The sequence below is a fragment of the Marinobacter goseongensis genome, from assembly GCF_023156235.1.
GTDB classification, from domain to species: Bacteria; Pseudomonadota; Gammaproteobacteria; order Pseudomonadales; family Oleiphilaceae; genus Marinobacter; species Marinobacter goseongensis.
In genome coordinates this window covers 185,114-205,493 of record NZ_JAKZAI010000004.1, presented here as the reverse complement: position 1 = coordinate 205,493, position 20,380 = coordinate 185,114, and the positions used below count along the sequence as shown (strand labels likewise).

Below are 20,380 nucleotides of genomic sequence, written 5' to 3'. Positions count from 1 at the left end.
CTTGCACAGACTCATAGTTGACTATGGTAACCAGTTTGCGGCTTCCGGTTCTGTCACGAACCGAACAGCGCCGAACGTAACGGCCGCAGGAAACCGACGCTACCGGCCTCGGAGTTGCTGCGGGAACGCTTGCCGTCAAACTCCAGGTAGCCGTCCTCAATGGGCTCGAAACGCAGCACCTTCACGTCTTCCAGGTAGTTCTGCGAACCTTTCCACGGGCCGTGGGTACCCTGCTTTGGCAGACGGTCCTCAGCACGTTTGATGTAGCCGGAGCTGAGCGCGCCCAGAATGGTATCCTCGCCACGGCTGTTCTCGGTATCCCGCGGAATCACCACCCGCGTACCCTTGCGGTCCATGTGATTGATCAGCCGGCACAGGTACTCGCTGGCAATGTCTGCTTTCAGGGTCCAGGAGATGTTGGTGTAACCGAAGATCATCCCGGCGTTGGGCACACCCTCCACCAATACGTTCTTGTAGATGATCTTGTCTTTCAACACCACTGGCTCACCGTCCACCGCCGGCTCGATCCCGCCCAGCATCTGGACCTCCAGGCCGGTGGCCGGAATGATGATGTCTGCCGCCAGCTCTTCACCGGATTTGAGGCGAATGCCGGTTTCGGTGAAACACTCGATGTGATCGGTGGCAATGTCGGCTTTACCCGCCTTCAGCGCCTTGAACAGATCACCGTCCTTGACCACACACAGGCGCTGGTCCCAGGGATTGTAGTCCGGGGTAAAGTGGCGCATGTCAGCCTTGCCGTTCACCTGTTGCTTGATCACGCTCAGGAACAGCCGGCGCATGGCTTTCGGACTCTTTCGCGAACGCTCATACAGCAAGCGGGCAACGGAGATGTTGCGGGCGCGGGTCAGCTTATAGGCGGTCTTGGCGGGCAACACTTTCTGCAACGCCAGGGTGACCTTGTCGGTGGAAGGCAGCGGCATCAGGTACGTCGGCGAGCGCTGCAACATGGTGACATGAGCCGCCTTCTCCGCCATGGTCGGCACCAGGGTAATGGCGGTGGCACCACTGCCGATCACCACTACCTTCTTGCCGGTGTAATCCAGGTTTTCCGGCCAGTGCTGGGGGTGAACCACCTGGCCTTTAAAGTTCTCCTCACCGGGGAAGTCAGGCTTGTAGCCCTTGTCGTAGTTATAGTAGCCGGTGCAGCCCACCATGAACCCGGCGGTGAAGGTTTCGGTCTCGCCGGTTTCCTCGCGCTGGGCCGTCACATGCCAGCACTTGTCAGCGCTCGACCAGTCCGCAGTCTTGACCGCGAGACCGTAGCGGATGTGCTTGTCGACCCCGTTTTCCGCGGCGGTCTCTTTCACGTAGTTTTTGATGGAGGCGCCGTCCGCCAGCACCTTGCCACCGGTCCACGGGCGGAAATTGTAGCCGAAGGTGAACATGTCAGAGTCGGACCGGATGCCGGGATAGCGGAACAGATCCCAGGTACCACCCAGAGACTGGCGGCGTTCGAGGATGGCAAAGGATTTGCCCGGGCACTCGCGTTTCAGGTGACACGCCATGCCAATGCCGGACACCCCGGCGCCGATGATCAGTACATCAAAATGTTGTTGGCTCATGGTAGCGGCCTCGCTCCGTGTGGATTCTTATCAGGCCCTGACACAGGTTAGACAACGTGGGGCCAGCTATGGACCAACGGTAACGAGTTACGGCAACCAGGGAATTGGCCAAGCTCCCGGTTGCCGTATGTTCAACGGGTCAGTCCTCAGGCGGTATTTCCGGCGCTGGAGGGTACCGCTTGCCAATTGAACATACCGAGGGAACCCGGCGGCGCGCCTGAAAACCGTGAGCAAACCGGGCAACGGCCTTGGTGGAAATGGCTATTGCGTGTAGCTTGCTAATTGGCCACGATGAAGGTCCGATGCGCCGAACCTGGATCAGCCCTATGGAACGCTACCTTCAACCCACCGATTTTTTTGATTTCGACAACCCGGAACTGAAATCCTGGATTAGTGAGCAGCTTGACGGTGTACCGAACGACCCGGCTGCGCAGATCAGGGCGTTGTACCTCGCGGTGCGGGACAGCATCAACTACAACCCCTACGTGTTCCGCACCGATCCGGCCACGTTCAGCGCCAGCTACGCCCTGCAAAGCGGTGAGACCTACTGCATTCCGAAAGCGGTACTGCTGGGGGCGGCAGCCCGTTCCATCGGCATTCCCAGCCGTCTGGGTCTGGCGGACGTGCGTAACCACCTTTCCAGCCCCAGGCTGATCGAGTGGCTCCAGTCAGACATTTTCCGGATGCACGGTTTCATCGAACTGTACCTGGGTGGACGCTGGGTGAAGGCCACTCCGGCGTTCAACCGCCAGCTGTGCGAACTGATGAAAGTGGAGCCGCTGGAATTCGACGGGGTGAACGATTCCATTTTCCAGGAATTCACCGAGTCCGGCCGCGCGCACATGGAATATGTGAATGACCATGGCGTGTTCGATGACGTACCCCATGGGTTCATCGTTGAAGGCATCGAGGCCGCCTATCCCCATCTTTTTTCAGATGCGTCCGGGCAGCCTGCGACGTCCGGCAGTCTGCAAACCGATCTCGGTTGAAAGCGGCTCGGCGGATTCAGGGTTGCTGGCTGGCGCCAGCGTCAGCCGCGAGTGCAGCCATGAATCCGTCCATCACCTGATTTGCGCTGAATGCCTGCCCGTCCAGATCGGGATTATGAACCCGGCTGAAGGCGCGGAAATCCACCCTCCGCCAACTCTCCGGTCGCATCACCCGCTCTACCCTGTCCAGATTACTTGGTGTGGCCGGCTGAAGCTGATACTTCAGCGCAGCGGATGACGAGGCCGAGGCCGAGGCGAAATCGTAGCCTTTGTGGTAATCGTGCAGGAGCAAAAGCACCAGCCCGCCTCCCATAAAATGCCGGCCAAGGCTCACCGCAAGCTCCCCCCTGCGAACAGCCGCCAGTGCCTGAGGCTCCCAGTCCATACCGCCGACGACGATGTCCTGACCCGATGCTCTGCCGGTTTGCCTGATCGCGTCAATCGCGCCCATGGCCATGCCGTCGCTGGCGCTCCAGATAGCGGTGATGCCCGAATACCGCGATAACAGTACGCGGGTTTTTTCCTCCGCCTGTTGCCGGCTCCAGTCGGCGTAGATCAGTTGCATCAGCTTGATCTGTTCGCCGTCGGCCACCTTCTCCAACCCCAGATTCCGGTCCTTGGCGGCGGACGAGTCCAGCGTTCCGCTAAGCGCGATCATCCTGGTGGGTGCGCGGTGTTCGGCCTTGCTCAGTTGACGCGCCTGCCCGGCGAGGATCTCGGCAAGAACCTGTCCGGACTGCACGTTGTCCGGAACCACATGACCGATCCAGTTGGCCAGCGTCTCGCGCGGCAAGCCCAGCGTCGCCTGGGCGGCCTGTGGAATCTCGGTGTTGAAGGTGAAAGTCTTCACCCCCGCCTCATGGGCCAGGGTCAGCATGGGTTCGGTAACGTTTTCCTTGGCCATGAACACCAGATAGTCCGGCCGCTGCTTCCGGTTGAGTACCCGCTCGGCGAGCTGCTGGTAGCTGAACCGGTGCCGGTCATGGTCAAAACGGACTTCCAGACCCATGTCGAGGTCAGCCGCAACCTCTTCCATGAATCCAGCGGTCATGGACCAGAAGTTGGAGTCGTCGGGGGACAAGAACACCACGTGAGGGCGCGGGTCAGCATCCACGGTGCGAATCACCAGACAACAGACCAGACCGATGCAAAGCAGACAGGCACGAGACAACATGCGGTTTTAATACCTCTTGGATAGCGCGGCAACCCGACACAGACCTGCAAGGCTATATGCGTGCCGGCGGGCAGACAAGGGGATTTCCCGCCGCCATAAAAAAGGCACCGGCGTTACCGGTGCCTGTTTCACAGTCGCGGGACGACGGGTTACGCCGCGGCGCTGTCGCTCTCTCCCTCACTGTCACTGTCGTCTGCGGAGTTCCGGATCAGGAAGTCGAAGGCGCTCAGGGCGGCTTTCGAACCCTCACCCATGGAGATGACAATCTGCTTGTACGGCACGGTGGTGGCGTCGCCAGCCGCGAATACACCCGGCAGGGACGTTTCGCCCCGCTCATTGACGACGATCTCGCCGTGCTGGCTCAGTTCGATGTCGCCCTTCAGCCACTCGGTGTTGGGCACCAGACCGATCTGCACGAACACACCTTCCAGCGCCACATGATGACTCTCATCGGTGTTGCGGTCGGTGTACTGCAGACCGTTCACCTTGCCATTCTCACCGGTGATCTCGGTGGTCTGGCCGGAAGTGATGATCTCCACGTTCTTCAGGCTGCGAAGTTTCTTCTGCAGCACTTCGTCCGCTCGCATCTCCGCGCCGAACTCGATCAGCGTGACATGGCCGACAATACCGGCCAGATCAATGGCCGCTTCTACACCGGAATTGCCACCGCCAATGACCGCCACGCGCTTGCCCTTGAACAGCGGGCCATCACAATGCGGGCAGTATGCCACGCCCTTGTTACGATATTCCTCTTCGCCCGGGACACCCATCTGGCGCCAGCGGGCGCCAGTGGAAAGCACCAGAGTGCGGGCTTTCAGAGACGCACCGTTGGCCAGACGCACCTCGTGCAGACCGCCTTTGCGAGGTGCCGGAATCAGCTTCTCGGCGCGCTGCATGTTCATGATGTCGACGTCGTATTCCTTGACGTTCTGCTCCATGGCGGCAACCAGCTTGGGGCCTTCGGTGTATGGCACCGAAATCAGGTTCTCGATGCCCATGGTGTCAGCGACCTGCCCGCCAAAGCGTTCGGCAGCGATACCGGTGGAGATCCCCTTCCGCGCGGCGTAGATGGCCGCGGCTGAGCCTGCCGGGCCACCGCCGACGACCAACACCTCGAACGCGTCTTTACCGTTGATCTTCTCGGCTTCACGGGCGTCGGAGTTGGTATCCAGCTTGGCGACGATTTCTTCCATGGTCATCCGGCCCTGGCCGAACGTTGCACCATTCAGATAGACACTCGGCACCGCCATGACTTCACGCTTTTCCACCTCATCCTGGAACAGCGCGCCATCGATGGAGGTGTGCCGGATCTTCGGGTTGAGCACGCTCATCAGGTTCAGCGCCTGCACCACATCCGGGCAGTTCTGGCAGGACAGGGAGAAGTAGGTCTCGAATTCGAACTCACCGTCCAGCGACTGAACCTGCTCGATCACGTCCTGAGTGGCCTTGGACGGATGGCCGCCCACCTGCAGCAGCGCCAGAATCAGCGACGTGAACTCGTGGCCCATGGGGATGCCGGCAAAGCGTACACCGATGTCGGTACCCACACGGTTGATGGCAAAGGACGGGCGGCGTACGTCAGGATCTTCCTCAGTGCGCAGGCTGATCTTGGCGGACATCGGCTCCAGCTCTTCCAGCAGCTCACGCAGCTCCTGGGACTTGGGGCCGTCATCATAGGCGGCCACCAGCTCGATCGGCTGCTGCAGCTTGTCCATGTAGGCTTTGAGTTGTTCCTTGATGCTGGCATCCAACATAGTCGTGCTTCTCCTTTAAGATGCTGAAACGGGACAATAGATTAGATTGAAGCGAAGATACGGGTTGGCAAGCCAATGCTCAAATTAATTGCCCCAAACTGTTTGATAGAGCTTTGCTATCCTGATCCAATTACGACTCCGGGGTCTTGACCAATAGCGAATACCCAACGGCCGCTTGTCAGCGTATCGTGTGCCAGAGACACCGAACCATCACACTCTGGCATCCAGCATAGGCAGCGCATGTTTCTCGATCGTTTCCACTCCGTCCAGAACGGGCGCGTACACATCTCCGCTCCGCAGGCCAGCCAGTTCGCCAAAGAAATTGCGGGGGACTTCAACCCCATTCACGACCCGGATGCCCGCCGCTTCTGCGTGCCCGGCGACCTGCTGTTCGCCATCGTAGTGGCCCGCTTCGGGCTCTCGGAACACATGACCTTCCGTTTCCGCAGCCTGCTGGGTGCCGGCGTGCCGCTGCAATTCGTGGACACCGCGAATGGCATAGACGTCTGCGATGACGCCGGCAAGGTCTACATCGAAGTGGCCCGCAGTGGTGCCCGCACCACAGACGAACAACTGATCGAGGACATCACCCGCGCCTACGTTGCGGCCTCCGGTAAAAACTTCCCCCATACCCTGAAACCGTTAATGGAATCGAACGGGGTGATGTTCAATCCCGACCGGCCGATGGTCATGTACGAGAGCATGAGCCTCACCCTCACCAGTCTGGAGCTGCCGTCGCCGGATCTCGAGCTGAGCAACGCCTCCCTGGACGCCGCCGGGAAGCGCGGCAACGTTCTGCTGGAATACCAGCTGATCGCCGGCGGCAACGCCGTGGGTGAAGTCAGCAAACGGCTGGTGCTGAGCGGCCTGCGCCCCTACTGCCCGGAGGCCATGGCCGGTGTGGTCGAAGAGTTCTATCGCCTCAAGGCACGGGGCACGGGGGCTGCACCGGACACAAAAAACCCCGGATAAACCGGGGTTTTCTGCTTCTGAGCTACTCGCAGGGAGTGGCTTAGATCTTGCCAACCAGATCCAGAGACGGCGCCAGAGTGGCTTCGCCTTCTTTCCACTTGGCCGGGCACACTTCGCCCGGATTGTTGCGAACGTACTGAGCCGCTTTCACTTTGCGCAGCAGGTCGTCGGCGTCACGACCGATGCCTTCAGCGGTGATTTCCATCGCCTGGATCACGCCGTCCGGATCGATCAGGAAGGTGGCACGGTCGGCCAGGCCCTGGCCTTCACGCATCACACCGAAGTTGTTGGTGATGGTGCCGGTCTGGTCGCCAACCATGTAATAGTTAATCTTGCCGATGGTCTCGGAGCTGTCGTGCCATGCTTTATGAGTGAAGTGGGTGTCGGTGGACACGGAGAACACTTCAACGCCCAGCTTCTGCAGCTCTTCGTACTTGTCAGCCACGTCGCCCAGCTCGGTCGGGCATACAAACGTGAAGTCGGCCGGGTAGAAGAAAAATACCGCCCACTTACCTTTTACATTTGCTTCGCTGATCTCAACAAACTCACCGCTCTTGAATGCGGTGGCGTTGAACGGCTTGATCTCGCTATTGATGATACCCATGTAAGCTAACTCCTGTTTAATGGATTCAAGGGTTGTTGGAAAGTCGAGTGTAAAGATACGGATTTTCTGTTCGTGGTTTAAATTGATTATTTCCAAACTCGGTATAGGGAACCCCTATCATTGGAAACCTCAGTCAAACAGACCCGAACGATCCTCAGTGCCCCCTACATGCGGGCTGTTTGCGGTAAATCAACCGCTGTGCCGGCCTTTCCCCGCAATCCTCGCCCACAGACGCCTCTCACACCATAACGGCGGTTTGTCACGATTTGACTACAGGATCATTGCCGGAACGTCACTAGGTACTGCTGCTGGCCTTTGTTAGCTTGGAGTTGAGAGCAGGCACCGGACCTGCGCTGTTTCCGGGTCTGTTTCAGGATTCAACCCTTACAGGAGTTCCGATATGCGTACACCTATGATCAAGGCAATGACCGCGTCCCTGCTGGCCGGCAGTCTGGCCCTGAGCACCTCCGCCCACGCCGTTGAGGGTCTGTATTCCGCCGATGAGCTGCTGGATGCGGATGTGTATGACAGCAGCGGCAAAGAAATCGGCGAGGTGGAAGACATTCTGCTCGGCGATGACATGGCCATTCACTCCCTCGTGATCAAGACCGGCGACGTGCTGGGCCTTGGCGGCCGCGATGTGGTGGCTGAACGTGGCAGCTTCACCGTGCGCCTGGAAGCGGACGATGACGGCATCAAGCGCTTCGACGATCTGGACTATCAGATCCACATGGAAGCCGACAGCAACGCGGTGAAAAATCTGCCGGAGTACGACGAAAGCTGGTGGAACCAGACCCGCAGCGGCCTGCGTCAGGCCTGGGAGAACACCAAGAAAACCAGTGAAAGCGCGTGGGAAAATACCAAGGAGGCAACGTCCTCCACCTGGCAAAACTTCAAGGACGGCGCCCGGGACATGAAAGAGCGCACCACCGAGTAACCCTGGCGCCACGCCCTGGATGGGCTATGATTTAAGCTCTGCAGGGAGGACAGAGCTCATGACACGGTGTCTTCTGCTACTCTTCTGCCTGTCCGTCACCGCTTGCGGCGGCGGTTCAGGCAGCGGCTCCGGAAGCACGCTCGGACTCTCCGAGCGACCGGGCAATACGCAATGCCTCGCCTTCGAAGGCTCGGGAGAAGTCCGGCTGAGCGCCGTGGCGCCCTCCCTCAGTTTCAGCCAACCCCTGCTGATGCTCCCCCATCCCGGTCTGGCCGGCATTGTCTATGTGGTGGAACAGGGCGGCGTAATCCACCGAGTCGAACTCGCCGGGCCCAGCCGCACCGAACTGGTGGACCTGTCCGACACCTATACCCTGAGTGACTGCGGCGAGTGCGGGCTGCTGGGCATGGCGTTTGATCCCGAATTCGCCAGCAACGGGTTGCTCTACCTGTCGTTCACCGAGGACACCGGCAGCGGCATGACCTCGGTGGTCGCCCGTTTCGAATCCGCCGACAACGGCAATAGCCTGCGGGTCGACGGCGCCGGCGCCCTGCTGCGCAGTGACTTGCTGCAACAATCCCAGCCTTTTTCCAACCACAACGGCGGCCACATTGTCTTCGGCCCCGACGACCGGCTGTACGTCGCCCTGGGCGACGGCGGCAGCGCCAACGACCCCACCAATCAGGCCCAGGATCTGTCCACACGGCTGGGCAGCATCCTCCGGCTCAATGCCGACGGCAGCCCGGCGGGCAGTGGCATATCGGGTGCTTTGCCGGAGATCTACGCCTACGGCCTGCGCAACCCCTGGCGCTTCAGTTTCGACCGCGCAAGCGATGAGCTGTGGGCCGGCGATGTGGGCCAGAACCGGTTCGAGGAAATCAACCGCATCAGCGCCGGCGGCAACTACGGCTGGCGCTGTTTCGAAGGCTTCGAGCGCACCGACAACAGCTGCGGTGCATCGCCCTCCGGCCCGTTTATCGATCCGATGGCGGCTTACGGTCGCTCCGAGGGCACCTCGGTTACCGGCGGCTACGTCTACCGCGGCAACAACATTCCTGCACTCCAGGGCCATTACCTGTTTGCCGACTTTGGCTCCGGCACACTGTGGGCGCTGGCACCGCAGGGCGACGGCAGTTTTCAGCGCCGCACCCTGCTGGAGACCGGCCGCAACGTGGCCTCCTTTGCCGAGGACACCGCCGGCGAGCTCTATCTGGTGACCTTCTCCGGCCTGTTCCGGATCGATCCGGTGAGCGAGGAAGTCGAGCTGCCCCAGCGGTTGTCCGACACCGGCTGCGTTCAGGCCAGCGCCCCCTGGCAGCCCGCCGACGGGCTGATCCCCTACACCGTGATTGAGCCCTTCTGGTCCGACGGGACCGACAAAACCCGCTACGTGGCGCTGCCGGACAACACCCGCATCACCGTGGACAGCAGCGGTGATTTCGCCCTACCCCGGGGCTCGGTGCTGGTGAAGAATTTCCTGCTGGACCAGAGCCTGATTGAAACCCGGCTGTTCCTGCACAACGCCGATGGCAGCTGGTCCGGGTACAGCTACCAATGGGATGACGCCGGCAGCGACGCCGAACTGGTGGAGGGCAGCCAGGACGTGGACGTGGGCGGCCAGGTCTGGCACTACCCGTCAGCCGGTGAGTGCAGCCTGTGCCACACTGCGGCGGCGGGCTTCAGTCTCGGGCTGGAAACCTCACAGCTGAACAGCAATTTCACCTATCCGCAGACCGGGAATACCGCCAATCAGCTGACAACCCTGGCCGGCATTGGCGTGCTGAGCGAACCCATCACCTCGGCCCAGCGCAGCCAGACCCTGAGCCGCAGCACCGACGACAGCGCTACCCTCGGCCAACGGGCGCGCAGCTACCTGCACAGCAACTGCAGTCATTGCCACCGCCCGGGCGGCACCACCCAGAGCACGATGGATCTGCGCTTCGGCACCACGTTGGGGGATACCCGGACCTGCGGCATTTCACCCACCAACACCGATCCGGACCGACCCGGCGCGCAACTGCTGGCACCGGGGGACGCCGACAATTCGCTGCTATACCTGAGAATGCTTGCCGAAGGGTCATTCCGCATGCCGCCCATCAGCATCCTGCAGCCGGACACCGTGGGTGCCCAACTGATCGCAGACTGGATCAATCAGCTGGCCAGCTGCAACTGAGTCCTGCCGGCGGCGCTTTGGTCAGTCGCGTTCCGCAGTGGCCAGGCCTAGACCGGGTTGTCGTCGGTAAACGCGCCCCGGTGATACTCGATGGCAGCCTCAACTTCCTCGATGCCACACACCCGGGGGTCCGGCACCGAGCCGCCGGCCAGCATCTCCAGCACCGAATGCACGCCACGGGCCAGTGATTCCGTGTTGTAGCCACCCTCCAGAACGCACACCAGCCGCCCATCGCAGTGCTTCCTGGCCACCGCCTGCATCACGCTGGCCATGGCGGCGAAACCTTCGTAACTGACGTTCATGGCGAGATCGAACCAGTGCGCATCAAAACCGGCGGACACCAGAACCAGATCCGGTTTGAAATAGTCTGCTGCCGGCACCACGATCTCCTGCATCGCCTTGAAGTAGGCCACATCGCCGGCGCCGCCCGGCAGCGGCACGTTCACGGTGGTACCCTCACCGCGCCCGGCACCCACCTCCGGTAACGAACCGGTACCGGGGTAGAAGGGCGCGGCGCGGTGGAGATCGATGAACAGGACGTCGGGATCCGCCCAGAAAATGTCCTGGGTACCGTTGCCGTGGTGAACGTCCCAATCGAGAATCATCACCCGCTCACATCCCAGTGCCGCCTGAGCGTGGGCGGCCGCCACCGCCACGTTATTGAACAGGCAGAACCCCCGGGCCCGGGCCGGCTCGGCATGATGACCCGGTGGACGAACCACCGCGAAGGCGCTCTCCGTCTGGCCGGCCATCACCGCTTCCACCGCGGCAATGGCGGTACCGGCGGCGACCTCTGCCGCCTCCACGCTGCCGGGCGACACCGCTGTGGTGTCCACATCCAACCAGGCACTTTCATCCCGCAGGGAAAAGATATCGTCGAGGAACGACATGGTGTGGACACGCGCCAGTTGCTCCCGCGTTGCCGCTTGCCCGGGCGCGAAAGCCAGCCCGGCAATGGGTTCCTGCTCCAGCAGTTTCATGATGGCCTCGATGCGGCCCGGGTGCTCCGGGTACTTCCACTGCACGTTGAGGCCCGACAGGATGGTGCGTATGCGCTTGTCCAGCCGTCCCGGCAAGAACGCCGCATTTGCATCCGGAAAATGCTTCAAGACCCGGTCATCGTAAAACACGGTGATCCCTTTCCGTTCCGCCACAAAATCCCCCGTATTTCCGGTTTTTTTGCCCGCTGCACAGGACCCGGCATTCAATTCAGGGCCCTGTGCAAAGCATAGTCACAAATGCCGAAAACACCTCCCTCTGACGGGCGATGCTCCCCAACCTGGCCAGAAAGACGACCAATAATCCGAACAAGCATTCGATTTTTGGCGGTATCCGGCCGATGCAACGCAGTGACCGGCCGCCAACGCCGCCCCTTGCGGGTGTGCAGGTTCCGAATTGAACCCGAACAATCCATCGCCTTACTCTTAACCTCACACATTTTTTAAGCCGGGCTTGCACCTGTAACCCCGGCACCCGAGGAAATCACGATGAGCACCGCCACCGCAGAGACACTTGAATTCGCGGCCACTCCGGCACAAACCCGCGAAACCGACGTCCCGATCCGACACATGAAATTCGATTTCGACGCCAAGGACGCCGACCCCAATTTTTACGTCAATACGGAGCTGGCTTCCGCCTACTTCGAGGCCTTGTCGATCTTTCTCACCTACGGCGAGGACCTGGTGATCGAAACGGCTCGTTACCATCGGGATTTCCTGACCGATCCGGTGCTGAAACAGCGGGTCACCTCCCTGATCGGGCAGGAAGCGCTGCACTCCAAGGTGCATGAGGAATGGAACGAGGTCTTGAAGGAACACCGCTTCCCGGTCACCTTCTACCGCTTTCTGGCCCGCAACGTGTTCAACTATGGCTTCCGACGCTTTCCGCAGCCGTTGCAGCTTTCGCTGATGGCCGGCATCGAGCACTTCACCGCCGTGCTGGCGGAATTCATGATGAAGCACGAGGAAAACTTCTTTCACAGCGAAGATGAAAAGCAGCGCGGGCTGTGGATGTGGCACATGCTGGAAGAGTCCGAGCACAAGGACATTGCCTACGACGTATTCCAGCAACTTTCCGGTAATTACGCGTTGCGCGTCAGCGGCTTCGCGCTGGCATTGATCACCATCTGGTTTCTGGTTCCGCTCGGCGGCGTGCTGATCCCGTTCATCCGCAAACCCAGCAACCTCATCAGCCTGCGTTTCTGGAAAGACGCCAAACGCAGCCTGGGTCTGATGATCGGTCGCGGTGATGGCGTTTACGGCAGTACCCTTGGCCATGTGTTCGATTACCTGCGCCCGGACTTTCACCCCAATGACCACGACACCTCGGAATACCTGGCCTACTACAAGGAACGCCTGCTCAATCCCGAGACCGGCCTGCTGGCCCCTTACCTGCTGAAGCAAATTGTCCCGCCGGTGCGGGCGTAGTCGGGTAAGGCCGTCCTTTCACATCACAGCATTCACTAACGGTTACGATTCATGGCAACTCCGAATATGAACGCCGCCGCCAACGCGGAACACATTTACGACACGTTTATCGTGGGCGCCGGCATTTCCGGCCTGGCCACCGCCATCAAACTGAAGAAAACCGGCTATCACAACTTCAAGATCATCGAGAAGGCCAGCCGAGTCGGAGGCACCTGGCGGGAGAACACGTACCCCGGCTGCGGTTGTGATGTGCCCTCATCGCTGTATTCCTATTCTTTTGCCCCCAGCAGTCGGTGGAGCAACTTGTTTGCCAAGCAGCCGGAAATTCTGGATTACCTGGAAAAGGTCAGCGACCAGTTCGGTATTAACCCGCTTATTGAGTTTGACAACGAGCTCGAACGCGCCGCCTGGGACAATGAACACCAGCTCTGGCGACTGGACACCAGCAGCGGCCAGTACCTCTCCCGCACCGTGGTGTTCGCCACCGGCCCGATCACCGAATCAAAGATCCCGCCGATTCCGGGCCTGGATTCGTTCACCGGCGAGATGTTCCATTCCGCACGCTGGAACCATGACTACGACCTGACCGGCAAGCGCGTAGCCGTCATCGGTACCGGCGCCTCAGCCATCCAGTTCGTGCCCCGCATCCAGCCCAAAGCGGGCGAACTTCACGTGTTCCAGCGCACCGCCCCGTGGGTACTGCCCAAGCCCGATATGGTGCTGGGCGACAACGGCAAGCGGGTAATCGATCGCTTTCCGGTGATCCAGAGCACCTGGCGCAAGGCCGTCGCGAGCTCACTGAACGTGATCAATTTCGGCCTGCGCAACCCGGCGTTCCTCAAACCGGTCAATGTGGCCGCCAGACAGCTGCTGAAACTGCAGATTCGGGATCCGCAATTGCGCAAGGCGGTGACCCCGAACTACGACATCGGCTGCAAACGCCTGCTGTTCGCCAACGACTATTACGAGGCGCTGCAGGCAGCCAACACCACACTGATTCCCAGCGGGCTGGTGAAGGTGGAAGGCAACACGGTGATTGCCGCCAATGGCGAACGTCGGGAAGTGGATGTGATCATCTGGGGCACCGGCTTTGACGTGTCGCACCCGCCCATTGGCAACAAGGTGTTCAACGCCAACGGTGAACGCTGGGCTGACCTGTGGAAAGACAGCTCGCCGGAGGCCTATCTGGGCACCACGCTGGCAAACTCGCCGAACGCGTTCCTGATTCTGGGGCCCAACGTGCTGGTGTACGACTCATTTATCCGCCTGGCGGAGGCGCAGCTCGACTACATCATCGACGGCCTGTGGAAAATCCGCGAAAAGGGCATCAGCCGGCTGACGGTCAAGCCGTCGGTACTGAAGCAGCACAATGAGCGGGTGCAGAAAAACCTGCAGACCACCGTGTTCAATGCCGGCGGCTGCAGCAGCTACTACCTCGACCAGAACGGCCGCAATTTCGCCGCCTGGCCCTGGTCACTGGGCGCCCTCAAGCGTCGCCTGAACGCGTTCCGGCTCAAGGATTACGAGGTGGAATTCGCCGCGCCCAACTTGTCCTGAGTGCGCAGCTCGAAATCGCTGGCGTCGTGCCGCTCATGCAGCTGGCTTGACGGCTCACCCCACGCCCGGTTGACCATACGGCCCCGCTGCACGGCCGGGCGTTTGGCCAGCTCGTCGGTCCAGCGGATCACGTTGGTGTAGGTGTGGGCTTCCAGGAACTCGGCTGCTTCGTAGACCTTGTTCTTGACCAGCGCACCGTACCAGGGCCAGATCGCCATATCGGCAATGGTGTATTCATCTCCGGCAATGTACGGGTGGTCCGCCAGCTGGCGATCCAACACATCAAGCTGACGCTTCACTTCCATGGTGTAGCGGTTGATCGGGTATTCGTACTTCTCGGGCGCGTAGGCGTAAAAGTGGCCAAACCCGCCCCCCAGCATCGGCGCGCTGCCCATCTGCCAGAACAGCCAGTTCAGGCACTCGGCGCGGCCGGCCGGATCTTTGGGCAGGAAGGCGCCGAATTTCTCGGCCAGATACAGCAGAATCGAACCGGACTCGAACAACCGGATCGGCGGATTGGTGCTGTAGTCCATCATTGCCGGAATCTTGGAGTTCGGGTTCACACCCACAAAGCCACTGCCAAACTGATCGCCCTCGGTAATACGCACCAGGTAAGCATCGTACTCGGCGCCTGCAAACCCCATCTCCAGCAGCTCTTCCAGCATCACCGTAACCTTCACCCCGTTGGGCGTGGCGAGGGAATACAGCTGCAACGGATGCTTGCCAACCGGCAGCTCCTGGTCGTGGGTAGGCCCGGCGATGGGGCGGTTGATATTGGCAAAGGCCCCGCCGCTGGCGGCGTCCCATTTCCAGACTTTCGGTGGGGTGTAGGTGTGATCGGCCATAAAGAGTCCTGTCTGGTCAGATTGGGTGGATGATCGCGTTATACCCGTTACGAGGGGTCCTCACGACCCTTGTCGAGATCGTCTTTGGTTATCAAGACAACAACATACAACAGTCCAAAGACAGGAACGATGGAAAACACGAAACCGATCACCCCCGCCAGTATCGGGTTTGTGACTTTGCGACGGCCCAGGAAATAGCTCACCAGCCCCACAACGACCGCAAAAACAAGCATCAACTGACCCACAACCACCAGATCAAAATTCATATCAGCGTTTCTCTTTTAGTATGTATCGAACTCTGCGCATCGGGTTACGCCCCAACCGCCATATGACCCAGAACACCCAGCAAGAACCCGGCAACAGCGCCCAACGGCGGTGCCCAGTGGTTCTTCAGCCTGGACTGCGGTGCAATGTCCTCAAAGACGATGTACAGGATACCACCTGCAGCAAACAACATGATTCCGGAAACAATTTGCGGGTATCCGGACAGCACAAAGTAACCCGTAACGCCTACGATGGGTCCCAACCCGGCCATAAGCGTAAACGCGCCAACGATCTGCCGCCGGCTGAACCCCGTGGACGCTGTAATTTCTCTGAAGGCATTGAAACCTTCCGGCAAGTTCTGCAATGCAATGATACCGGCAAGCAGTAGACCGGCTTCTGCAGAGACCGTGAAGGTGGCACCCAGCGCCAGGGCCTCTGGCACAAAATCGGACAACATGGCGGTCAGTTGGCTGAAGGGTGTCTTGTTGGCCGCCAAACGGATATCGAGCATCATGAACAGGCCGCCGCCGCCCGCGAAACAGGCGGCCACCAGCAGTGGGGACAGATTACTCACGCCTTTCGGGACCAGAACCAGCGCCACGGCAGACAACAGGGCGCCGCCGCCAAAGGCAACCACACCGTGGCGCACTTCCGTTTCCAGCCAGCGCGGGCTGATTCGCTCTACCGCCGCAAGCGACGCTCCGATGGGCATCGCAAGCCCGGCGATCAAGGTGAGTATAACGATTTGAGTCAGACCGCTCATACGTGCCCGCTTCACTCCACGATGATAAGTAAGGACACCGGCAACTGCGTATCCGGGTGAACCGGCTTCTCCTCGACGCGTCATGCCTGTCGCCGTTTTTTGCGGCGCCGTGCCAGATGATCGAATCTTCTTGTAACTGATAGACTGCCGCCAATCAACACCAGACACAGAGGCTATCCATGACACCAGACCACCTGCGCACCCTGGTTGTTACCGGCAGTGACTTTTCTCCCTGGCTCGCGGCCGTAGCCGAACTGCGCATTCGGGTGTTTCGCGACTTCCCCTACCTCTACGACGGCTCGCTGGCGTACGAACGCCGTTATCTGCAGACCTATGTGGACTCCGAGACCTCGGTTTGCGTGTTGGCGTTGGACGGCGACCGGGTCATCGGTGCCTCTACGGGCCTGGCCATGACCGACGAAACCGAGGAATTCCGCCAGCCGCTGGTGGAGGCGGGGCTGGATACCGGGTCGGTGTTTTACTGCGCCGAGTCTGTGCTACTCCCGGATTACCGCGGCCATGGCCTGTATCGGACTTTCTTTGAAGAGCGGGAAGCCCGTGCCCGCCAGCTGGGCAAAACCCTCAGCGTATTCTGCGCGGTCCAGCGGCCGGACAAACACCCAATGAAGCCGACCGACTACCAGCCCCTCGGTCCGGTCTGGCAGCGCTTCGGTTATCAGCCCATGCCAGAGGTTCACGCGGCCTTTCCCTGGAAAGACATCGATCAGTCTGTGGAGACGGAGAAATCGCTGATGTTTTATCGGAAGGAGCTGAACTGCTGAGAGCGCCAGCCAATGGTGTAAACGCTGCTTGCATGTATTCCTTTATTCAGCTTACTTTAGGTTTGAAGGCCCCGGAGAATTCTTTACCGGCTCCTTGGATAGCCGGAGAAAATAGTTCGGAGCAACATAAGGGCCATTTTCGAGATCCGGAGACATCACGCATGAGCGAAGGAGACGCCCATGGTCGTGTCGTTACTGGCCTATCTCGGTGTTGGCCTGCTCTATTACATTTCCGCACTGATCGGTGTGCACTTTCTCAGCCTGCCCTCAGGGGTCGTCGTTTTTTGGCCGCCTAATGCGGTATTACTGGCTGCATTCCTGACCCTGTCCTGGCGACACTGGCCAGGGCTCGCCATTGTCGTGATACTGGCCGAAGTGCTGGCCGACCAATCCGTCTTCCCGGTTCACGCGGCCGTGCTTTTCGGGCTCGTCAACGTGGCTGAATGCGCCATAGCTGCGCTACTTCTGCAGCGGTTCAGCCCCAGTGAGCGCAGCCATCCGGACTGGGCCGAGCCGCGTGCGTTGGCGCTGTTCATTCTCATCACATTTTTCGTTGCTTCCCCCATTGCCGCTCTGGCCGGCGCCTTCATCTATACCTCTGTCCTGCTTGATCCTTTGCCCTTTCTGGTGTTCTGGCGTATCTGGTGGTTCGGAGATGCAACTGGCCTGGTCGCGCTGACCCCCATCCTGCACATGATGTTCAATTACCGGGCTTACTGGCCCGATGCCCTGTATCGGTCGGCCGGCGGCATCGAGTGGGCAGGCTTGGTGATTACCGCGCTCTTCACCAGTTTTTTCGTGTTTTCGTTGGGTATCAGTGACGGGGATATGCTTGTCCTGTCGCCTCTGTTGGTGATGGTGGCGCCATTCTGGGCTGCGGTGCGCCTGGGGCCGATGCCCGCATCCGCTCTTACCGCAGCGGTTGTGCTCTATGGGGCGATCACTACCGCTCAAGGCCAAAGCCCTTTTTTAGCAGGCGCTCCGGAATCCGCCGCTATTCTGCTGCAAGAGGAGATAATGCTGTTTACCGTGATCGTGCTCTTCATCGCCGCCTTTGTGACCCAGATCCGCCGAAAAAGCGGTAGCCTGCACCTGTATAAAAGCGCCCTGGAAGCCACCAGTGAAGGCGTGCTGATCACCGAGGCCGGAGACGATCAGCCGATCATCTACTGCAACCAGGGTTTTATCGACATGACCGGCTATAAAAAAGAGGACATCCTTGGTCGTAACTGCCGGTTCCTGAACGGTGTTGAACACGATCAGCCCGAGGTCAGGAGAATCAGAGAGGCGATTCTGCGGGAGGAGCCGATCCGCATCACCGTGCGCAATTTTCGCAAGGACGGCACACTGTTCTGGAATAACCTCATCATCAATCCCATTCGTGATTGGCGGGGAAAAACTTCGCATTTTGTCGGGATCGTCAGAGATATCTCTCGGGAAATTGAACAGCAACGTCAACTGGAGAGCCTGCTCGCTAAGCTACGGGATGCCAATGAAACCCTCGAAAACAAAGTGTCCCTTCGCACCAGCGAGTTGGAGGAAGCCAACCATATGCTTGAACGCCTGGCCCTGACCGATGAGCTGACCGGTGTACACAATCGCCGCAACCTGATCAGCCGGGGCCATCTGGAAGTACTGCGCTGCAGCCGCTCGGGAAGCACCTTTTCCATCATGCTGCTCGACATCGATCACTTTAAGCAGCTCAACGATCAGTATGGCCACGAAGCCGGAGACCTCATCCTCCAGGCCTTTGCCAAAGCGGTTCAGCAGACCATTCGCAAGGCGGACAGTTTTGGCCGCTGGGGTGGTGAAGAGTTCATGATCCTTGTCTACGACTCTGCGCAGATCGACTTGCGGGTCATGGGCAAGAAAATACTGAAAAGCATCGCAGAATGCCGGGTACTCTACAAAGGGCAGGCGCTGCGGGTCACGGCCTCCATGGGCATCGCCACCTGGCAGAACGGCAGTTTCGACCAGACGGTCTCAATGGCGGACAAGGCCATGTACCAGGCCAAGAATTCGGGGCGAAACCGGTTGGTCGTTTACCAGGACCAGCGCAAGATAAAACGACAATAAACCGTACCACCGATTTGCGGCAGCGTGGCAGGTTATGGACGGCGACCGGGTCATCGGTGCCCCCACGGGTCTGGCCATGACCGAGGAAACCGAGGAATTCCGCCAGCCGCTGGTGGAGGCGGGGCTGAGTAGTGGTCCTATCGGCTTTCTCCATGAATGACCTTTCGGAGAAGAGCTTCTGGAAGTCCGGACCAACGTACGTTTCTATCGCTCGATCATTTCAACGATCTCATGGGAGGTCTGCGCCATCGGCTCAAAATGCGCTTGCTCACCGGCGGTGAGCACGGAGACATGGCGCACCTGATAGATCGCATAAAGGGTGAGCACGCCCAGAATACCCGCCATGTACAGGGGCATGCCCTGAGGCCCCACCAGATTCATGATGACACCCACGATCAAAGGCGCCAGAGCAGCGCCTGCACCGTGCAGAACCAGCATGTCGGTCGAACCGGAAACCACCTCATCGGGGTGCAGCTGGTCGAGTAGCTGCGCCACGCCCAACGGGTAGAGCGAAAACGACAGCCCACCCCACAGAAAGAACACCGTCATCAGTGACCCGTTGCTCCAGGCAAACGGCATCATCAGGCACATGACGGCCGCCAGCGCGGCCACAACGATCAGCACTTTCCGGCGGTTCTGAGTATCCGAAAACCGGCCGATCGGGATCTGCAGCAGCGCACCGCCCACAATGGTCAGGCTCATCAACACGCCCACCTCAGACAACCCGAATCCGAGCTTGCTGGCATACAACGGCGCCATCCCCCAGAACGCACCCATCGCCAGGCCAGAGAGAGCCGAGGTAGCCACGGCCAGCGGCGCAAAGCTGATAATTTTTTTCAGGCTGCTCCTGGCACGCTCCGGAATGTGGGGCTGGCTGCGACTGCTGATGGTGATAGGCAGCAACGCCCAGCAACTGAGGACGGCCGACACCGAAAACAGCACGAACAGCTCACCCGGGCTCAGCCTGAGGAGCTGCTGCGCCAGAGCAATGCCGCCAAGATTGACCACCATGTAAATGGCGAACACCCGCCCGCGCTCGTGCTTCTCAGCGCGGGTATTAAGCCAGCTCTCCGTCACTGTCATCAGGGTGACCAACGACAGTCCGTAAATGAAGCGGAGCACCAACCACACCCAGGGATCGACCCACAGGGAATGCAGCAGCGCGATGGAGGCACACAGGGCCGCACAGAACGCAAAGGTGCGAATGTGCCCCATCCGCCGGATCAGGCGACCGCTGACAAAGATGCCGCAGGCAAAACCGACAAAAAACCCGGACATGATGACGCCGATACGGGCCGTGGAGAACCCCTGCTCGTTCGCCGTGACGGCCAACAAGGTGTTGAGCAGGCCGCTACCGAGCTGTAATAGCGCGACGCTGACGAGAATTGCACCAATAGGGCGCATGAGTGACCAGATACACACCTCCCGGGAATGGCCTTTGCGGCGGGATACCCGGTTGTCTTGCAATCGCTGCGCCATGG

At 60.0% G+C, this 20,380-nt stretch carries 18 protein-coding genes; 9 read left to right on the top strand and 9 right to left on the bottom strand.

The window, feature by feature from the left end; translation table 11 throughout:
- Positions 1-53: 53 nt before the first annotated feature.
- Positions 54-1,583, bottom strand: a complete 1,530-nt coding sequence (locus tag MLC70_RS04535; RefSeq protein ID WP_248181881.1) for a flavin-containing monooxygenase — start codon at positions 1,581-1,583, stop codon at positions 54-56.
- Positions 1,584-1,909: 326 nt separating this feature from the next.
- Here MLC70_RS04535 and MLC70_RS04530 point away from each other — a divergent pair, with 326 nt between their 5' ends.
- Complete coding sequence (locus MLC70_RS04530; RefSeq protein WP_248181880.1) at positions 1,910-2,572, top strand: transglutaminase-like domain-containing protein; 663 nt, start codon at positions 1,910-1,912, stop codon at positions 2,570-2,572.
- A 16-nt stretch (positions 2,573-2,588) separates the two neighbouring features.
- Here MLC70_RS04530 and MLC70_RS04525 read toward each other — a convergent pair whose 3' ends face one another.
- Entirely contained in the window at positions 2,589-3,746 is a 1,158-nt protein-coding gene (locus tag MLC70_RS04525; RefSeq protein ID WP_248181879.1) for an ABC transporter substrate-binding protein, read from the bottom strand.
- A gap of 149 nt (positions 3,747-3,895) precedes the next feature.
- Complete coding sequence (ahpF, locus tag MLC70_RS04520; RefSeq protein ID WP_248181878.1) at positions 3,896-5,500, bottom strand: alkyl hydroperoxide reductase subunit F; 1,605 nt, start codon at positions 5,498-5,500, stop codon at positions 3,896-3,898.
- Positions 5,501-5,740: 240 nt separating this feature from the next.
- Between ahpF and MLC70_RS04515 the strand changes: the two genes are divergently transcribed.
- On the top strand, positions 5,741-6,472 hold the full coding sequence (locus MLC70_RS04515; RefSeq protein WP_248181877.1) for a DUF3581 domain-containing protein: 732 nt from the start codon (positions 5,741-5,743) through the stop codon (positions 6,470-6,472).
- Positions 6,473-6,512: 40 nt separating this feature from the next.
- On the opposite strand, the gene ahpC is transcribed toward MLC70_RS04515, so the two are convergent.
- Complete coding sequence (gene ahpC / locus MLC70_RS04510) at positions 6,513-7,076, bottom strand: alkyl hydroperoxide reductase subunit C (RefSeq protein ID WP_248181876.1); 564 nt, start codon at positions 7,074-7,076, stop codon at positions 6,513-6,515.
- A gap of 400 nt (positions 7,077-7,476) precedes the next feature.
- On the opposite strand from ahpC, the gene MLC70_RS04505 reads away from it, so the two are divergent.
- Together MLC70_RS04505 and MLC70_RS04500 are read left to right on the top strand one after the other, a co-directional pair.
- The gene (locus MLC70_RS04505; protein ID WP_248181875.1) at positions 7,477-8,013 is read left to right on the top strand and encodes a PRC-barrel domain-containing protein; all 537 of its coding nucleotides are present in this window, start codon (positions 7,477-7,479) and stop codon (positions 8,011-8,013) included.
- A gap of 58 nt (positions 8,014-8,071) precedes the next feature.
- Complete coding sequence (locus MLC70_RS04500) at positions 8,072-10,186, top strand: PQQ-dependent sugar dehydrogenase (protein ID WP_248181874.1); 2,115 nt, start codon at positions 8,072-8,074, stop codon at positions 10,184-10,186.
- 47 nt (positions 10,187-10,233) lie between these two features.
- Here MLC70_RS04500 and MLC70_RS04495 read toward each other — a convergent pair whose 3' ends face one another.
- The gene (locus tag MLC70_RS04495; protein WP_248181873.1) at positions 10,234-11,340 is read right to left on the bottom strand and encodes a histone deacetylase family protein; all 1,107 of its coding nucleotides are present in this window, start codon (positions 11,338-11,340) and stop codon (positions 10,234-10,236) included.
- A 333-nt stretch (positions 11,341-11,673) separates the two neighbouring features.
- On the opposite strand from MLC70_RS04495, the gene MLC70_RS04490 reads away from it, so the two are divergent.
- Both MLC70_RS04490 and MLC70_RS04485 read left to right on the top strand, forming a co-directional pair.
- On the top strand, positions 11,674-12,612 hold the full coding sequence (locus MLC70_RS04490; protein WP_248181872.1) for a metal-dependent hydrolase: 939 nt from the start codon (positions 11,674-11,676) through the stop codon (positions 12,610-12,612).
- Between the two features lie 51 nt (positions 12,613-12,663).
- The gene (locus MLC70_RS04485; RefSeq protein ID WP_248181871.1) at positions 12,664-14,169 is read left to right on the top strand and encodes a flavin-containing monooxygenase; all 1,506 of its coding nucleotides are present in this window, start codon (positions 12,664-12,666) and stop codon (positions 14,167-14,169) included.
- On the opposite strand, the gene yghU is transcribed toward MLC70_RS04485, so the two are convergent.
- From yghU to MLC70_RS04470, 3 genes are read right to left on the bottom strand one after another with little or no spacing between them, the layout of a single operon-like run.
- On the bottom strand, positions 14,133-15,014 hold the full coding sequence (gene yghU, locus MLC70_RS04480) for a glutathione-dependent disulfide-bond oxidoreductase (RefSeq protein WP_248181870.1): 882 nt from the start codon (positions 15,012-15,014) through the stop codon (positions 14,133-14,135). The genes MLC70_RS04485 and yghU overlap by 37 nt on opposite strands.
- Before the next feature lie 47 nt (positions 15,015-15,061).
- The gene (locus MLC70_RS04475) at positions 15,062-15,280 is read right to left on the bottom strand and encodes a hypothetical protein (RefSeq protein WP_248181869.1); all 219 of its coding nucleotides are present in this window, start codon (positions 15,278-15,280) and stop codon (positions 15,062-15,064) included.
- Between the two features lie 44 nt (positions 15,281-15,324).
- Complete coding sequence (locus MLC70_RS04470) at positions 15,325-16,041, bottom strand: ZIP family metal transporter (protein ID WP_248181868.1); 717 nt, start codon at positions 16,039-16,041, stop codon at positions 15,325-15,327.
- Positions 16,042-16,220: 179 nt separating this feature from the next.
- Here MLC70_RS04470 and MLC70_RS04465 point away from each other — a divergent pair, with 179 nt between their 5' ends.
- From MLC70_RS04465 to MLC70_RS18510, 3 genes are all read left to right on the top strand, one after another.
- Entirely contained in the window at positions 16,221-16,823 is a 603-nt protein-coding gene (locus MLC70_RS04465; RefSeq protein ID WP_248181867.1) for a GNAT family N-acetyltransferase, read from the top strand.
- Between the two features lie 180 nt (positions 16,824-17,003).
- The gene (locus MLC70_RS04460) at positions 17,004-18,899 is read left to right on the top strand and encodes a sensor domain-containing diguanylate cyclase (RefSeq protein ID WP_248181866.1); all 1,896 of its coding nucleotides are present in this window, start codon (positions 17,004-17,006) and stop codon (positions 18,897-18,899) included.
- Positions 18,900-18,933: 34 nt separating this feature from the next.
- Positions 18,934-19,059 (top strand): hypothetical protein, encoded by a 126-nt coding sequence (locus MLC70_RS18510; protein ID WP_282448298.1) that lies wholly within the window; start codon positions 18,934-18,936, stop codon positions 19,057-19,059.
- A 44-nt stretch (positions 19,060-19,103) separates the two neighbouring features.
- On the opposite strand, the gene MLC70_RS04455 is transcribed toward MLC70_RS18510, so the two are convergent.
- Positions 19,104-20,303: an MFS transporter gene (locus tag MLC70_RS04455; RefSeq protein WP_248181990.1), complete on the bottom strand. Its 1,200-nt coding sequence runs from the start codon at positions 20,301-20,303 to the stop codon at positions 19,104-19,106.
- Positions 20,304-20,380 lie beyond the last annotated feature (77 nt).